The organism is Variovorax paradoxus (assembly GCF_040544635.1).
Classification (GTDB): Bacteria; Pseudomonadota; Gammaproteobacteria; order Burkholderiales; family Burkholderiaceae_C; genus Variovorax; species Variovorax paradoxus_R.
Window position 1 is genome coordinate 105,135 of record NZ_JBEPKJ010000003.1, and the last position, 16,135, is coordinate 121,269.

General features: G+C 67.9%; 10 protein-coding genes. 4 read left to right on the top strand and 6 right to left on the bottom strand.

The window, feature by feature from the left end; translation table 11 throughout:
- The first annotated feature begins 4 nt into the window (after positions 1–4).
- A complete protein-coding gene (locus ABIC94_RS06280; protein ID WP_354372167.1) occupies positions 5–1,492 on the top strand; it encodes a nucleobase:cation symporter-2 family protein in 1,488 nt (495 codons plus the stop codon).
- A 10-nt stretch (positions 1,493–1,502) separates the two neighbouring features.
- Here the strand turns inward: ABIC94_RS06280 and ABIC94_RS06285 are convergent, their stop codons facing one another.
- The gene (locus ABIC94_RS06285; protein ID WP_354372169.1) at positions 1,503–2,360 is read right to left on the bottom strand and encodes an aldo/keto reductase; all 858 of its coding nucleotides are present in this window, start codon (positions 2,358–2,360) and stop codon (positions 1,503–1,505) included.
- Positions 2,361–2,898: 538 nt separating this feature from the next.
- Here ABIC94_RS06285 and ABIC94_RS06290 point away from each other — a divergent pair.
- Positions 2,899–3,921 (top strand): alpha/beta fold hydrolase, encoded by a 1,023-nt coding sequence (locus ABIC94_RS06290; protein WP_354372171.1) that lies wholly within the window; start codon positions 2,899–2,901, stop codon positions 3,919–3,921.
- Positions 3,922–3,985: 64 nt separating this feature from the next.
- Here ABIC94_RS06290 and ABIC94_RS06295 read toward each other — a convergent pair whose 3' ends face one another.
- A complete protein-coding gene (locus tag ABIC94_RS06295) occupies positions 3,986–5,806 on the bottom strand; it encodes a histidine kinase (protein ID WP_354372172.1) in 1,821 nt (606 codons plus the stop codon).
- Positions 5,807–6,030: 224 nt separating this feature from the next.
- Between ABIC94_RS06295 and oxlT the strand changes: the two genes are divergently transcribed.
- Entirely contained in the window at positions 6,031–7,377 is a 1,347-nt protein-coding gene (gene oxlT, locus ABIC94_RS06300) for an oxalate/formate MFS antiporter (protein ID WP_354372173.1), read from the top strand.
- 107 nt (positions 7,378–7,484) lie between these two features.
- On the opposite strand, the gene ABIC94_RS06305 is transcribed toward oxlT, so the two are convergent.
- The 4 genes from ABIC94_RS06305 to ABIC94_RS06320 form a co-directional block, all read right to left on the bottom strand.
- Entirely contained in the window at positions 7,485–8,237 is a 753-nt protein-coding gene (locus tag ABIC94_RS06305) for a response regulator transcription factor (RefSeq protein ID WP_354372174.1), read from the bottom strand.
- A gap of 67 nt (positions 8,238–8,304) precedes the next feature.
- Positions 8,305–8,583 (bottom strand): hypothetical protein, encoded by a 279-nt coding sequence (locus tag ABIC94_RS06310; protein ID WP_354372176.1) that lies wholly within the window; start codon positions 8,581–8,583, stop codon positions 8,305–8,307.
- A 371-nt stretch (positions 8,584–8,954) separates the two neighbouring features.
- Positions 8,955–10,634, bottom strand: a complete 1,680-nt coding sequence (locus ABIC94_RS06315; protein ID WP_354372178.1) for a ShlB/FhaC/HecB family hemolysin secretion/activation protein — start codon at positions 10,632–10,634, stop codon at positions 8,955–8,957.
- Positions 10,607–15,388, bottom strand: coding sequence for a GLUG motif-containing protein (locus ABIC94_RS06320; protein WP_354372179.1), 4,782 nt, complete (start codon positions 15,386–15,388; stop codon positions 10,607–10,609). The genes ABIC94_RS06315 and ABIC94_RS06320 overlap by 28 nt, the downstream gene beginning before the upstream one ends.
- A 133-nt stretch (positions 15,389–15,521) precedes the next feature.
- On the opposite strand from ABIC94_RS06320, the gene ABIC94_RS06325 reads away from it, so the two are divergent.
- Positions 15,522–16,115, top strand: coding sequence for a response regulator transcription factor (locus ABIC94_RS06325; protein ID WP_354372180.1), 594 nt, complete (start codon positions 15,522–15,524; stop codon positions 16,113–16,115).
- The last annotated feature ends 20 nt before the right edge of the window (positions 16,116–16,135 follow it).

Genomic DNA, 16,135 nt, shown 5'->3' on the forward strand with positions numbered 1-16,135 from the left:
CGCAATGACGGCCGACACCTCTTCCACACTCCACCCCGTGGATCAGCGGCTGCCTTCGGGCAAGCTCGCAGCCCTGGGCCTTCAGCATGTGCTCGTGATGTATGCGGGGGCCGTCGCAGTGCCGCTGATCGTCGGCCGCGCGCTCAAGCTCTCGCCTGACGAGGTTGCGCTGCTGATCTCGGCCGACCTGTTCTGCTGCGGCATTGCCACGCTGATACAGGCGCTGGGTGCCACGCAGTGGTTCGGTATCAAGCTGCCGGTGATGATGGGCGTGACCTTCGCATCGGTCGCGCCCATGGTGGCCATTGCCAATGCCAACCCGGGCCAGAACGGTGCGCAGCTGCTGTTCGGCGCCATCATCGGCGCGGGCGTGGTGTCGATACTGATCGCACCGCTGGTGAGCCGCATGCTGCGCTTCTTTCCGCCGGTGGTCACGGGCACCATCATCGCGGTGATCGGCATCAGCCTGATGCGCGTGGGCATCAACTGGATCTTCGGCAACCCGGTGGGGCCGACGGCGCCCGCGCTGGTGGACCCGGTGTATGCAAAGTGGCTCGCGGAGGTGACCTCGCCGGGCAGCTCGATTCCGGCGGTGCCCAAGGGCTTTGCCATCATGCCGACCGTGCCCAACCCCAAGTACGCAGACCTCTCGGGCTTCGGCGTGGCGGCGCTGGTGCTGGTGTCGATCCTGCTGATCGTCAAGTACGCCAAGGGCTTCATCGCCAACATCTCGGTGCTGCTGGGCATCGTGATCGGCGCGGTGGTGGCCTCGGCCACGGGCCTCATGACCTACGAGAAGGTCGGCAAGGCCGCGTGGGTGGACGTGGTGCTGCCCTTCCACTTCGGCATGCCGCAGTTCGACCCGATCCTCATCCTCACGATGACGCTCATCATGATCGTGGTGATGATCGAGTCGACCGGCATGTTCCTCGCGCTCGGCGAAATGACCGACCGCAAGATCACGCAGAAGGACCTAGCCAAGGGCCTGCGCACCGACGGCCTCGGCACGCTCATCGGCGGCATCTTCAACACCTTTCCGTACACCAGCTTTTCGCAGAACGTGGGCCTGGTGGCCGTCACGGGCATCAAGAGCCGCTATGTCTGCGTGGCCGGCGGCGTGATCCTCGTCGTGCTGGGCCTGCTGCCCAAGATGGCGGCGCTGATCGAGTCGCTGCCCACCGTGGTGCTCGGCGGCGCGGGCCTGGTGATGTTCGGCATGGTGGCCGCCACCGGCATCCGCATTCTCTCGGGCGTGGACTTCAAGACCAACCGCCACAACGCGATGATCGTCGCGGTGTCGATCGGCGTCGGCATGATTCCGCTCATTGCACCCAACTTCAAGCAGTGGATGCCGCATGCCATTCACTCGCTGATCGAATCGGGCATTCTGCTGGCGTCGATCAGCGCGGTGCTGCTGAACCTGTTCCTCAACGGCGCGAAGCACGACGAAAGCGCCGTGATCGCCGCGGCCAAGCAGGCCGAGGCGCACTGAATAAAACCCGTCAGATCATCGCCAGCGGTGTCTTGCGGCGCGGCGGCGGGTGCAGGCGGTCGAGTTCGGCGAGCGTTGCCGCATCGAGCTTCAGGTCGGCGGCGGCGAGGTTCTGCTGGAGGTGCGCGCTGCGCACCGCCTTCGGAATCGCGACGACACCGGGCCGCGCGATCACCGCGGCCAATGCGAGTTGCGCGGCGGTCACGCCGAGCCGCGCGGCCAGTTCTCCCAGTGCCTCGTCCGCGGCCAGCGCACCCTGGTCGATCGGGCTGTAGGCCATCAGCGGCATGCCGCGTTCGCGCAGCCAGGGCAGCAGGCTGAACTCCGGGCCGCGTTCGGCCAGCGACAGGTACACCTGGTTGGCCGCGCAGCCGGGGCCTGACCCGATGAGCGGCGCCAGCTCTTCCATGTCGTCGGTGTCGAAGTTGCTCACGCCCCAGCGGGCGATGCGCCCCTTGGCCACCAGCGCCTGCATCGCATCGACGGTTTCGCGCAGCGGATGGCTGCCGCGCCAGTGCAGGAGGTAGAGGTCGATCATGTCGAGCCCCAGCCGCTTCAGGCTGCGCTCGCAGGCTTCGGGCGTGCCGCGCCGGCTCGCGTTGTGCGGGTAGACCTTGCTGACGATGAAGAGCTCGTCGCGCCGCACGTCCCCCCCGCGCAGGGCCTCGGCCAGGGCCTGGCCGAGCACGGTTTCGGCGCCGCCTTCGCCGTACATCTCGGCGGTGTCGATCAGCCGGTAGCCCATGGCGATGGCCTCGCGCACCGCGGCCACTTCGGCTGTGCGGCGGTTCGCCGCCTCGCCCATGCGCCAGGTGCCGAGGCCCAGGACCGGCAGTTCGCCGGCGTTCGAGAGAGGGAGTGTTCGCATGGACAAATCGTAACGGGAAGCCTGCCGCCGTCGGCGCAATTCCTACAGTGCTTGGGCAACTCTCTGACAGAAGGCGCGGATGCAACGGTACAGTCTGGTCGCAGACGTGGTGCCCTCCTCTGGAACCGAACAGTGCTTTTGCGGAATCGAGCGAGCACGATGTGCAGGGAACCAGACATGACGGCGGACAAGCCAATGAGCCAGCCTCGTGGGCCAAAGCGCATGACATGAAAAGCGCACCACGTCCCCTCTCCCCGGCCTGATCGTTTCCGGGAGCGGTCCGCAGCTTGGCCGCCCCCTGTATTCGCGCGTGCCCGACATCCGCTTTGCGCCATGGCTTTGCAAACGGCTTGCGCACCGGCAAACGCCCGCGATTGAAATTTATTGTTGCCGAGGCCGGCCCGGATACAGAGGCATACGCAAGCCGATCGCCAGGCGCCCTTCGCCTCGAACAATCGCGCCATCAGTTCGGAAGGTGCACGCAATCCGGCTGACAGCCCCCTTCCAGATTGCCTTCACTCATCCGAAAGAAATCGTCATGACCGCTTCCCACCGGTTGCCCCGTCGCTCATTCCTCGGCAGGGCGGCGCTCGGCCTCGCCGCCGCCCAGCTGGCCTCCATGGTGCCCGCCTTCGCTCAATCCACCGGCACTGGCGGCGCCAGGCGCCTCGAGCCGCTCAAGAGCATCGAGGCCGGCAGCCTCAGCATCGGGTACTTCGAGGCAGGGCCGGCCGATGGCGCGCCGGTGATTCTTCTTCACGGCTGGCCCTACGACATCCACATGTTCGTCGACGTCGCACCGCAGCTTGCCGCCGCGGGCTTCCGCGTCATCGTGCCGTATCTGCGCGGCTACGGCACCACGCGCTTTCTCTCGGTGGACACGCCGCGCAACGGACAGCAGTCGGCCGTCGCCGTCGACATCATCGCGTTGATGGATGCCTTGAAGATCAAGACAGCCACCGTGGCCGGCTGCGACTGGGGCGCGCGCACGGCGTGCATCATGGCCGCGCTGTGGCCGGAGCGCGTGAAGGCGCTGGTGTCGGTGAGCGGCTATCTCATTGGCAGCCAGGCGGCCGGCAAGAACCCGCTGCCGCCCGAAGCCGAGCTGCAATGGTGGTACCAGTACTACTTTGCAACCGAGCGCGGCCGCGCCGGCTACGAGAAGAACCGCCACGATTTCGCCAAGCTCATCTGGCAGCTCGCATCGCCCAAGTGGAACTTCGATGCGGCCACATTCGAGCGCAGCGCCCTGGCGTTCGAGAACCCCGACCATGTGGCGATCACGGTCCACAACTACCGCTGGCGCCTGGGCTTGGCCGACGGCGAGGCGAAGTACCAGGTGCTCGAGGACCGGCTGGCCAAGGCACCGGCGATCGGCGTGCCGACCATCACGCTCGAAGGCGATGCCAACGGCGCGCCGCATCCGCAGCCGAGCGCCTATGCAAGCAAGTTCTCGGGGCGCTACGAGCACCGGCTGGTCAGCGGAGGCATCGGCCACAACCTGCCGCAGGAAGCGCCCGAAGCCTTCGCGAAGGCCGTGATCGACGTGGCGCGTGGATGAGCCGGCCGTACGCCTCCCGCAGGCTCTGCGGTGAACAGCGCCCGCAGAGGTTGCGGATTCCGGTTCACGCGCCGACGCGTTGCGCCCAGCGCAGCGACACCCAGGTGCCTTCGCCGCGGCGGCTCTCGATGCGCAGCCGCGCGCCGATCGCGTCGGCCTGCTCACGCAGCCCCACGATTCCGTAGTGCCCCGCCGCGCCCGCGCTCGGCTCGAAGCCGATGCCGTCGTCGCCGATCTCCAGCTCGACTTCATTGTTTGCAACGCTGTGCAGGCGGATCAGCAGCCGCCGCGCGCCCGCGTGGCGTTCGACGTTGCGCAGCACTTCCTCGCACATGTGGAACACGGTTTCCGCGGGCTCGGCCGCCAGGGCGGACAACGCGGGTTCCATCTCGCAGTCGAGATCGATGCCGGTGCGCTCGCTCAGGCTCTTGGCCAACTCGGCCAGCGCCGCACCCAGCCCGATGTCGCGCACCGGGTTGCTGCGCAGCTGGTCGATGGCGCGGCGTGCCTCGTCCAGCCCGTCACGCGCCGCGCGCTCGGCCCGGACCAGTTCGTCCGGCAACGCATCGGGCCGGCTCGATGCCAGGTGCTTGAGCACGCGGATCTCGGTGAGCATGGCCATCATCGAATGCGCCAGCGTGTCGTGCAGCCCGCGCGCCAGGCGCAGGCGCTCTCGCACCACCGCGGCATCGCGTGATTCCTGCGCGAGCCGGCTGATCTCCTCGGTGCGCTGGCGCACGCGCTCGTCCAGCTCGGCATTGAGCCGGCGCAACTCGTCGCGTTCGCGCTGCAGCGTATTGAGCAAACGGTCGAGCGCGCTGCCCAACCGCGCGGCTTCGTCGGCACCTTGCGGCACCTCGATGCGCGTTGCGCTTCCGGCCAGCACCGCGTCCGCCGAATGGGCGATCACGCTCACGCGCCGCGTGAGGCGATGCGCCACGATGATGCCGGCGACAGCGGCCGCCAGGCCCAGCAGGCTGAGCACGATCGAGATGCGCCATTCGATGGCCGTGGCAAAGGCCGCGACCGACTCAACGGGCTGGATCACCACGGCCTGCCAGCCGAGCCGGCGCAGCGTGCCGTCGCGGGCATTGGGCGGCGAGGCGATCAGGTAGGGCCGGTTGTCCAGGAGCCGGCGGGTGCGAATGCGCGTGGGTAGATCGGACCCGTCGTTGCCCAGCCCGGCGACGACGGGATCGAACGGCGTGATGGGATCGCCCACCTCCTGCCAGCGCTTGCCCAGCAGCACGCCCGGCCCGTGGCGCACCATACCGTCGCGGTCGATCAGCAGCCATTCGCCGGGCGAGGCGCGGATTTCGGCCACCATCTTCTCCACCCAGCTCCAGCTCAGGTTGGCGGCCACCACGCCGATGATCGCCCCGTCGGCATTGCGCACCGGCGCGGTGAGCTTCAGGAAGCGTTCGTCCGGCGAGCGGCCTTCCTCGATCCATGCGGCATTCAGGCCCTGCGAAATCCAGGCGTGCTGATTGACGTTCTGGCCGACCACCTGCTCGTCGGTCGCTGCGACGATGAAGCCGTCGGCATCGGTCACCGCCAGCCAGATCAGGTCGGGCACGCCGCGGCGCACCGCCTCGAGCGATCGCTTCAGGCGCGCGCCTTCGCTGTGCTGCACGTCTTCCGACAGCATGGCCGCCACCACGCTGACCGCCTGCAGGCGCAACAGCAGCGCGGTGTCGAGTTCGGCGTTGACGTGCTCGGCCGCGGCTTCCAGGCGCTGGCCGTGCTGCTCGAGCAGCGTCGCACGCACGAAGCCGCGCAGCCACAGGTTGGCCACGAGCGCCAGGCACAAGGTGAGCGCAATCAGCAGCCAGCCGATCGCGGCGGCCATGGAGCGCCGTGGATCGATGCGACGTGCGAGGTTCATTGGCTGCGGATTCTCGCAAACGGCAGCCGTGACTTTCGGCATGGGTACTTCCCCCGAGTCCTCGGGGTTTGTCTCGACTCGCTGCGTGACTTCCGGCAGGCGCGCCGGCGGCGGTTTGCGGCAACAGTTGCACCCATCGCGATCCGTGCCCCCAGCGCGACTGATTCCCAACCCTGCAACGTGCCGCGACGCGATCGGCGCGATAACGAATGGAGACGAAGCGAATGAACCCCACATCCCCGACATACATCTCATCCGGCGTGCCGCCGCGATTGATCGACAACCGCTGGCTGCAGCTGGTGGTCGGCATCGTCTGCATGATCGCCACGGCCAACATCCAGTACGCGTGGACCCTGTTCGTGCCGGAAATCCAGGGCCAGTTCGGCTGGGAGCGTGCGTCGATCCAGGTCGCCTTCACCATCTTCGTGCTGGTGCAGACCTGGCTCGCGCCGATCGAGGGCTACTTCATCGACAAGTTCGGACCGCGCCTGATCGTGGCCTTTGGTGCGCTCTTCATCGGCGCGGCCTGGGTCATCAACTCGCAGGCCACGACGCTGATGGGCTTCTACATCGGCGCGGCCGTCGGCGGCATTGGCGTGGGCTCGATCTACGCCACCTGCATCAACAACGCGCTCAAGTGGTTCCCCGACCGCCGCGGCCTGGCGGTGGGCCTGACGGCCGGTGGCTACGGCGCCGGCTCGGCCGCCACCATCCTGCCGATCGCCGCGATGATCGAATCGTCCGGGTTCCAGGAGGCCTTCCTGTTCTTCGGTTTGCTGCAGGGCTCGCTCGCCTTTGCCGCTGCCTGGTTCCTGCGCCAGCCCAAGGGCAACGAGGTACGCGGCTCGGCCAAGGTCGCGCAGAGCCGGCGCGACTACACGCTGGGCGAAGCGCTTCGCACGCCGCTGTTCTGGCTGATGATCCTGATGTTCTCGTGCGTGGTCACCGGCGGCATGATGGCCGTGGCGCAACTGGGCGTGATCGCACAGGACCTGGGTGTGAAGAACTTCAAGGTCGACCTGTACTTCGTCACCATGGCCGCACTGCCGCTCGCGCTGATGCTCGACCGCGTCATGAACGGCATCTCGCGTCCGCTGTTCGGCTGGATCTCCGACCACATCGGCCGCGAGAAGACGATGGTGATCGCCTTCACGCTGGAAGGCATCGGCATCATCGCGCTGGGCTACTTCGGCCACAACCCGTGGGCCTTCCTCATCCTGTCGGGCGTGGTCTTCCTGGCTTGGGGCGAGGTGTATTCGCTGTTCTCGGCACTCGCGGGCGACGCCTTCGGCACCAAGCACATCGGCAAGATCTACGGCGTGCTGTACTGCGCCAAGGGCATCGGCGCGCTGTTCGTGCCGCTCGGCAACCTGATGATGGAGGCCACCGGCACCTGGTCGACCGTGCTCTATACCGTGGCGGGCCTCGACCTGTTCGCCGCCTTCCTGGCGATCGTCGCGCTGCGGCCGATGCTGGCAAGGCACACGGCCAGCAATGCGTCGTATGCGCCTTCGCCGGCGCCTGACCTCGCGATGCCGGGCGGCCTGTCGCCCGCGGGCCGCACGGCCTGATGACCTGAGTCCACTGCCCCCCCCGCGCACCCGTGGAGCCGGCTTTGCCGGGCTCTCGGGTGCGTTTCGCATTTGGGAGACGCCAAAGGCGCGTCGGGCGCCGCGCCTTACTTCTTGAGCACCAGCACCGCCAGTTCGGTGCGGGTGTTCGCGTGAAGCTTTTGCATAATCCGGCTGACGTGGTTCTTTGCCGTTCCCTCGGCCAGGTTGAGCGCCGTGGCAATCTGGCGATTGCCGTAGCCCTTGGCAATCAGTTCGAGCACGGCGGCCTCACGGTCGGTCAGCGGCTTGGTCGCATCCGGCTGCGACAACAGGCTGGGCACATCGGCCGGCGCCGCAGGGCGGGCATCCAGCGCCGGCGGGGGTAGCGGCTCCTGCGCGACGCGATCGGCCAGCAGCCGGAACTGGTCCATCACCTTGCGCGCGATCTGCGGCGTCAGCCGTGACTCGCCGCGATGCACTGCCCGCACCGTGTCCAGCACCTCTTCTTCCGATGCGTCCTTGAGCAGATAGGCCTGGGCGCCGGCACGCACCGCGTCGAAGACGAGGTCGTCGCGGTCGAAGGTGGTCAGCACCATCACGCGCGTGTGCGGCAAGGCGGCCGAGATCTCGCGGGTCGCGAGCACGCCGCCCTTGCGCGGCATGTGCAGATCCATCAACACCACGTCGGGCAGCAGGCGGCGGGCCAGCTCCACGGCTTCCACGCCGTCGGCCGCCTGGCCGACGACCTCGATGTCCGGCGCGGCGCCCAGCAGCATGGCCATGCCGCGGCGGATCAGTGCCTGGTCGTCGGCGATCAGCACGCGGATTCGCGGCCCGGCATGCGGAGTGGGGAACGACGGTTCGGCAATGGTGCTCATGTCAGGGCCGATTGTGCCCCGAGGTGCACAGGATTTGGCTGGGCCCGCAGACCCGCGGGATCCCGCGTCACATCATCAACCGCAACCCCCGGGCAAATTGCACCGCGGTTTTCGCAGGCTCCGGCACATCGACCATCTTCGCGATCTCGGCACGCCCGGCCTCGGTGATGCGAACCACCGTGGCCACGCGGGACGCCGCGTATCGCGCCGTCGACTTGGGAGCCAGGATTTCGGCCTCAATCAACCCTGTCGCCAGAAGCACCGAGACATGCCGGAGCTCCTCCGGAGAGGCAACTCGGACCGGGAGCTGCTCATGCTGCAGCCTGAGCAAGAACAAAAGAGGCATTCGATTCTCCGGTTGCCGGCATGTGGGGGACAGAAGATCTGTCGCAACTTCGGCTGCCTGACTTGAATTACCAGTCAGTCAGAACAATCACAAAGTAACTGCCCCCGTATCCAGGCGCCACTGCCCGAATGTCGTGCCGAGATGTAGGCCTTAAGCCCTACAACCAGGGGCGGCGTCTGACAGGCGCGGCCGCACCTCGGCCATGCCGCTTGCTCTGCGGACTGCACACTGGCGCGCATGAATCTGTTGCGCCAGGCATTGCTCCAATCACACGTCAGCGATCGGCGAAATCCAGGCTCAGATGGTCAGATAGAGAAAGCGGCGCACCGCCCCCCGCATCGAGCATTGACGGACGAAGAAGCCGCAGCGATTCAGAACGCCACAGTCGCCTGCGCCCACAACCGCGCCCCACCGCGGCGGCCATCGCTGACCCGGCCCTCGGTGGCCCAGGCCGAGGTAAGCGAGAACGCCAGCTTCTCCGTCGCCCAGCCCACGCCCAGGCCGGCGCCGGCCAGATGCGCCCGGTTGCCGGTGCTGCCGCTGCCGCTCCATGCGCGGTGGTTCAGCTGCACGCCGCCCGCGTCGTAGAACGCCTGCAACTGCCAGCCCGGCGCCGGCTGCCAGCGCAGCGCCGCACTGGCCAGCCAGCCCGCATCCCCCAGGGCCTCGCCCTGCGCATAGGCGCGCACCCCGTTGCTGCCGCCCAGGCTGAACTTCTCCGCCGAGGCCAGATTCCGGTCGGCCAACTGGCCGCTCAGGTTCAGGGCCAGCGACCACTGGGGGCGCAGGGCCTGCACGCGCTGCAGCTGGTAGTTCAGCTTGCTGAAGTGCCCGGCGCTTCGGGTGCTGGCCGCGTCCTGCGCCAGGCTGTCGTCGTCCAGCCGCAGCTGGCCGGTGGTCAGCTGCACGGCCAGGCTGTTGCTGGCACCGCCACCGCCGCCCAGTGCATCCTGCCAGTCGCCGTTCAGCCCCAGCACCACGTTGCGCAGCTGGTGCACCAAGGTGGTGGCGGTGCTGCCCACGGTGTCGCGCAGATTCTTGGCGTCCAACTGGAGCTGGGCATACCAGTTGTGGTCCAGGCTGCGCAGCAGCGGGTGGCGCACATACAGGCTCACGGTGTCGGCCTTGCCGTCGGCATTCAATGCTGCGAAGTCCTTGCCCAAGCGATAGTCCAGGTGCGACACGGCCACGCCCACGCGGGTGCCGTACGCGCCCAGCGGCAGCTGGTAGCCCAAGCGCGCGTAGTGCATGCGGGTGTTGCTGGCCTGCAGCCGCAGGCTCATCTGGTCGCCACGGTCCAGCGGGTTGTTCCAGTACAGGCTGGTGCCCACGCGGTACTGCCCGGTGTAGGTGCTGCCGAAGTTGTCGATGTCGGCCATGCCCTGGAAGGCGTGGGTCTTGTCCACCTCCACCAGCAGGTCGGAGGCCCCCACGGTGGTGCCCGGGCGCAGGGTGGACTGCACGCGGGTGCCCGGCAGGTCCGACAGGGTGAGCAGGGCGCGGTCCAGGCTCTGGGCCTGCACCGGCGCGTTCAGCGCCAGGGCGCCCAGGGGCGCCAGGGCCGAGTCCTTCAGGCCGGCGTTGTTGGCGAGGCTGACCTGGCCCAGGATGCCTTCCAGCACGGCGATGTCGAGCACGCCGCTCTGGAGTTCCTGCGCCGGCAGGTAGGCCCGGGCGACCAGGTAGCCGGCTTCGCGGTAGTGGCGCGTCACGCGCGCGGCCAGGCGGGTGAGGTCGGCGAAGCTCTGTTCCTTGCCAATGGCGTCGGCCAGCAGGCTTTCCAGGGCGGCGCTGCTGAAGGCGGTGTTGCCGCTGAAGCGGATGGCCGCCACGCGGACCTGGGCGCCGCCCTCGGGCACGCTGCCGGCGCCGGGTTTGTCGATGGTCAGGGCCGGCGTGCCGGTGCCGGGCAGGGGCTGGGGTGCGCGGGGTTCCTGAAGGACCTGGCCGGCGTCCGGCGTGGGCGCGCGGACCTGGCCGACGGCAACGGTGGAAGCCAGGGCCAGGGCGGCAGAAAGCAGGCTCAGCGGGATTCGAGGCGGGACATGCATGAAAGCTCGTTCTCGTTGCGGGTGAAGAAGTCGGTCGCGGGTTGGTCCAGGCGCAGCCCGCAATGTTCGATGCGCAACGGCTCCGGCGGGCTGGCCGCCAACTTCGGCAAATCGGCCTGGCTGGCCTGTGCGCGCTGCTGCGCATCGCCAAGCGACGGGTTGGTGTTCGACGCTACGAGAACCAACGGCACGGGGGTCGGCGGAGCGGGGTTGGAAGCGGGGTTGGACGGCGCGGGGTCCGAGGGCACGGGGACCGGCGGTACGGGGACTGGCGGAATGGGGTTCGACGGCACGGGGCCGGCCCCCGCCGCACTGATCACCAGCGCGCCGTCGACATAGCTCAGCGTGTAGTTGCCCGAGCTCAGGCCGCTGGCCACGATGCTGTAGTTGCCGGCCGCGGTGGCTCCCTGAGCGCTGCCGCCATAGACCAGGCTGCCACCGAGCACGCTTCCAGTCTCGCCATTGACGAAGCCGCTGTAGCTGACGCCGTTGCCGCCGCTGTAGGCGGTGCCGTCGGCCACGCGGCTGTCGTTGTTGGCGGTGACCGTCAGCGCGGCGGCGGAGATGTTTGCCGTACCCGCCGAAATCAGGTCGTAGCCCTGTTGGCTGGAATACAGGCCGCCGACGTTGATGGCATGGCTGCCCACGTTCTTGCTGCTGGTGTCGTAGCGTGCGGTGCCCATGATCAGGCTGGTGTCCGCACCCGGATCGCCGAGGGTGTAGCTGTTGCTGAAGCTGGTCGTGCCGTCGTAGGTCTTGCTGACGTTGCCGGCCGTGACGGTCAGCGAGGTCAGGAAGCTGCGCAGCAAGGGCATGGTGTCGCCCTCGTAGATGCGCCACACCGCGCTGGTGCCGCCGGTGGTGGCAATGTTCCAGCCGGCGTTGCTGTAGGTGCTGGCGCTGGTGGCTTCGCCGATGCTCAGGCCCCGTGTCAGCGCATCGACCGACCCCGCATCGGTGCCCACGCCCGTGTTGCCCGCACCGAGCCAGAACGATGCCGTGATGTTGCCGGCGTTGTGGCCCACCAGGCGCCCCACATCGCTGGCGCCGCTGACGGCGCCGGTGGCGTAGGTGTTGAGGATGCTCCCGGCATTCCAGCCCATCAGGCCGCCCGCATAACCATTGGCCGCGCTGACGGCCCCTGTGGCGTACGCATTGCTGATGCTGCCGGCGCCGCTTCGGCCCACCAGGCCGCCGGCATAGTCGTTGGATGCGCTGACGGAGCCCGTGGCGTAGACATTGTCGATGCTGCTGCCGAAGTTGAAGCCCACCAGGCCACCCACATCGTTCGTGCCCGTGGCGGTGCCGATGGCGTAGGAACTGCCGATGCTGCCGCTGTTGTGGCCCACCAGGCCGCCCACCGCGGTGGTCCCGCTGACAGCCCCCGTGGCGTGGGAAGCGCCGATGCTGCCGTCGTTGAGACCCACGAGGCCGCCGACATTGTTGCCGGAGCCACTGACGTTACCCGTGGCGTAGGCATCGCTGATGCTGCCGAGGGAGTTGTAGCCCACCAGGCCGCCCACGACGCCGGCCGCGTTGGAACTGCTGACAGCGCCCGTGGCGTATGCATTGCTGATGCTGCCAAGGTCGAGAAGACCCGTCAGTCCACCGACATGGTTGCCCGCGCTGGTGACGGCACCGGTGGCGTAGGCATTGCTGATGCTGCCGCGGTTGTAGCCCACCAGGCCACCGACATCGTTGCCGGTGCCATTGACGGTGCCAGTGGCGTAGGCATTGCCGATGCTGCCGCTGCTGCCGGCGCTGTGGCCCACCAGGCCGCCGACATCGTTGCCGGCGCCATTGACGGCACCCGTGGCGTAGGCATCGCTGATGCTGCTGGCGTAGCCGAATCCCAGCAAGCCACCCACCCTGTCGCCGGCACCATTGACTGCGCCCGTGGCAAAGGCATTGCTGATGCTGCCGCCGAAGTTGAAGCCCACCAGGCCGCCCACACTGTTGGCCCCGCTGACGGTTCCCGTGGCGTAGGCATTGCTGATGCTGCCTTCGTTGTGGCCCACCAGGCTGCCCACCTCGTCGCCGCCGGTGACGCTGCCGCCCAGCAAGCCGACGCCTTGGATCACGCTGCTGCTGCCGGCCTGGCCGAACAGCCCGACCTTCGACGTCGTGCCGCGGTCGATCACCAGGTCGGCGATGGTGTGGCTTTGGCCGTCCAGGCTGCCGCTGAACGCCACCGTGCCATTGCCCACCGGCGAGAAGCCCGCCGTGGTCCACATGCCGCTGGGGTTGGAGCCGGCGGCTTCGCTGGCATCGATATCGGCGGCCAGGCTGTAGCTGGCGGAGAGGTTGTAGGCCATCAGCTGCAGCTGGTGGGCGTTGCGGATGCTGGTGGAGTACTCGCTGTACAGGAAGGGGCGGGTCGCGCCTTCGACCATCACCCACTGCGGGTTGCCGCTGCCGTCCTTGGCCACCCAGACGCCGGAGCCCGAAACCGTTTCGGTCCAGGTGCCCAGGTTGGCGTAGCTGCCGTGGCTGTAGGCGGTGCTGCTGGTGACGGCGCTGACGTTGGTGACCGTGCCGCTGTTCGTGCCCACCGCGGCGCCTTGGCCCGTGGTGGTGCTGTCCCAGTAGGCGTTGTTGATGCTGCCGTTGTTGTAGCCGACCAGCCCGCCGACGAAGCCGCCGGTTGCCAGGACGTTGCCGGTGGCATAGGCGCCGCTGATCGTGCCGCCGTCGTTCAGGCCCACCAGCCCGCCGACGTAATTGCCGGCCGCCGCCGAAACACTGCCGGTGGCATAGGCGTTGCTGATGATGCCGCTGCCCGCGTTCACGCCCACCAGCCCGCCGACCCAGCTGCTGGTTCCCGCAACGCTGCCTGTGGCATGGGCGTCGCTGATCGTGCCGTAATTCACGCTCACCAGCCCGCCGATGAAGTCGCCAGTCCCCGAAACGCTGCCGGCGGCATAGGCGTTGCTGATGCTGCCGCCGACGCCGTTGTAGCCTGCCAGGCCGCCGACGTAGTCGTCTCCTGAAACGCTGCCGGTGGCATAGGCGTTGCTGATGCTGCCGCTGCTGCCGTTGAAGCCCACCAGTGAACCGACGCGGTCGCCGCCCGACACACTGCCGCCGACCAGGCCCAGATCACGGAGGGTGCCGAAGTTTTGCGCGATCAGGCCCACATTGTTGGCGCTGCCGGCGCTGATGGTCAGGTTCGAGATCGTGTGGCCCAGGCCGGCAAAGCGGCCGCCGAAGACGAAGCTGGTCGAGCCCACCAGCGCGCTGGTGTAGGTGGTGCCGCCGGCATCCAGGTCCTGCGCCAGCGCGTAGTTGCCGCTCAGGCCGGTGCTGTCGATAGCATCGATCGCGGCCATACTGTGCAGCAGCGTGTAGGCCGTGCCGTTGATGCCCAGCGTGGCGCTGGCGCCGCTCAGGGTGATGGGCGCCTTCACGTTGTAGTCGGTGCCGCTGGTGACCGTTCCCGTGCTGGCGTAGTTGCCGTGGTTCAGCACCAGGCCGGCGGACGTGCCCGTGGCCGTGATCGGCGCATTGATGTTGATGTCGTTGTAGGCGTTCAGCGTCAGCGTGGTGTTGGCGCTCCAGCTCACCGCCGCGTTCACGTTGATGTCGCCGCTGTCCGTGCCCGTGCTGGCGTCGGTGGCGAGCGTGACGCTGGTGGTCGCCAGGTTGGCCGACAGCGTGTCGGCGCCGATGCCGCTCGTGGCCTGGCTGCCGCTGCCGGCGCTGATGGTGAAGTCCGTCGGGTCGACCAGCCAGGTACCGGTCTTGCCCGCGTCGGACAGCGTGCTGATCCTGGCCCCGCCCGCCACCTGCACATGCGCGCCGCTGGTCTCGATGAAGCCGCCGTCGTGCGCGCCACTGGCCGATGCGTCCAGCGTGCCCGCCACCTTGACGGTGCCGCCGTTGAAGCCGCCCAGCAACAGGATAGTGCCGCCGCTGCTGTCGATGCCCTTGGCCTCGATCACGCCCTCGTTGTTGACCACCGTGGCCAGCAGCGCGTCCTTGGCGCTGGCCGTGAGGATCACCATGCCGTTGTCGGCGCGGATCAGGCCCTTGTTCTCGGCCAGGGCGTTCAGGGTGCCCTCATCCACCTGCACGCTCAGCAGCCGATTGCCGCTGAAGTCCAGCGTGACCTTGTCGCCCGCGGCCAGTGCCGCCGTCCCGTTGGCCGTGGTGATGGTGCCGCTGTTGCTGGCCTGCTTGCCGAGCAACGCGACATAGCCGCCGCTCAGGCTGCCCTGGTTGACGACGCTGCCCTGGCTTCCATTGGCGCTGAAGCTGCGCTTGCCGGCCAGGAAGTCGGCATCGCTCAGGGAGAGGGTGGAGGCCACCAGGCCGCCCACGTTGACGCTGGCAGTGTTGCCGAACAGCACGCCGTTGGGGTTGAGGATCCACACCTGGCCGTTGGCGCTCAGGGTGCCGTTGATGACCGAGCGCTCCGAGCCGATGACGCGGTTCAGCGCGATGGCGCTGGCACCGGGCTGCACGAAGTTGACGCGCTCTCCAGCGGCGATGCCGAAGCTGGCCCAGTTGATGGCCAGGTTCTGGCTGGCCTGGGTGATGGTGGTGGTGGCGCCACTCTGGCTGATGCTGCCGCTGCCGGCGCTCACGCTGCCGCCGCTGGGGCCAGCCCACGCGCCGCCGGCCAGCAGCACCGCACAGAGCGCCACCACGGCGGCGCTGCGGCCCGACGACTTGCCGCGTCCCTTCGCGGTCTCGGGGGCAGGAACGTCGCGGTGGGCGGCTTCGCTCCAGACGAGGCGGTAGGCGTGGTTCATGGAGAAATAGCCCCTGTTGCTTGCTTAAAAAAAACGCATGGTGCACAGGGCGAAACGGCTCGCATATAGTCAATATTGACTGATTGAAACTTTTTGCAACCGATGTTTTAATTTGAGAATGTCACTCTCGCGTTTGCTGCTCATAGACGATCACGCGCTTTTCCGCTCCGGTCTGCGTCTGGTTTTGCTGCAGGGCATGGCCGACGTCGAGGTATTGGAGGCAGCCTCCCTGGAACAAGCCGTGCGCACGACGGACGAGCCCCCCGCGCTGGTACTGCTCGACATCCAGCTGCAGGGTGTCAACGGACTGGAGGGGCTGTGGCTGCTTCGGCAGCGCTGGCCACAGGTGCCGGTGGTGATGCTGTCCTCCATCGCGACGCCGGACACCATCGCCCAGGCTCTGGCACGCGGCGCGGCGGCTTTCGTTTCCAAGGGCGACACCCCGGACAAGATCATTGCGGTGATTCGCCACACCCTGGCGCATCTGCAGCAACCACCCCTCGCCAACAGCGCCCCGACAAAGCCCAGCGTGCCCCGACTGACCCCTCGTCAGTGCGAGGTGCTGGATCTGCTGTGCGAGGGTCTGCCCAACAAGCTCATTGCCCGGCGCCTGCAGGTGTCGGAGTTCACCGTGCGCGGGCATGTGCAAGCGGTGTTGGGCCTGCTGGGAGTCAACAGCCGCTCACAGGCCACGTTTGCGGCACGCCAAAACGGGCTGATTGGTTAACAGGACTTGCGCAGCGGGGC

Bases quoted from the DNA above. Each gene is read 5' to 3' on its own strand.
- ABIC94_RS06280 (WP_354372167.1), top strand. From the start codon at position 5: ATGACGGCCGACACCTCTTCCACACTCCACCCCGTGGATCAGCGGCTG.
- ABIC94_RS06285 (WP_354372169.1), bottom strand. From the start codon at position 2,360: ATGCGAACACTCCCTCTCTCGAACGCCGGCGAACTGCCGGTCCTGGGC.
- ABIC94_RS06290 (WP_354372171.1), top strand. From the start codon at position 2,899: ATGACCGCTTCCCACCGGTTGCCCCGTCGCTCATTCCTCGGCAGGGCG.
- ABIC94_RS06295 (WP_354372172.1), bottom strand. From the start codon at position 5,806: ATGAACCTCGCACGTCGCATCGATCCACGGCGCTCCATGGCCGCCGCG.
- oxlT (WP_354372173.1), top strand. From the start codon at position 6,031: ATGAACCCCACATCCCCGACATACATCTCATCCGGCGTGCCGCCGCGA.
- ABIC94_RS06305 (WP_354372174.1), bottom strand. From the start codon at position 8,237: ATGAGCACCATTGCCGAACCGTCGTTCCCCACTCCGCATGCCGGGCCG.
- ABIC94_RS06310 (WP_354372176.1), bottom strand. From the start codon at position 8,583: ATGCCTCTTTTGTTCTTGCTCAGGCTGCAGCATGAGCAGCTCCCGGTC.
- ABIC94_RS06315 (WP_354372178.1), bottom strand. From the start codon at position 10,634: ATGCATGTCCCGCCTCGAATCCCGCTGAGCCTGCTTTCTGCCGCCCTG.
- ABIC94_RS06320 (WP_354372179.1), bottom strand. From the start codon at position 15,388: ATGAACCACGCCTACCGCCTCGTCTGGAGCGAAGCCGCCCACCGCGAC.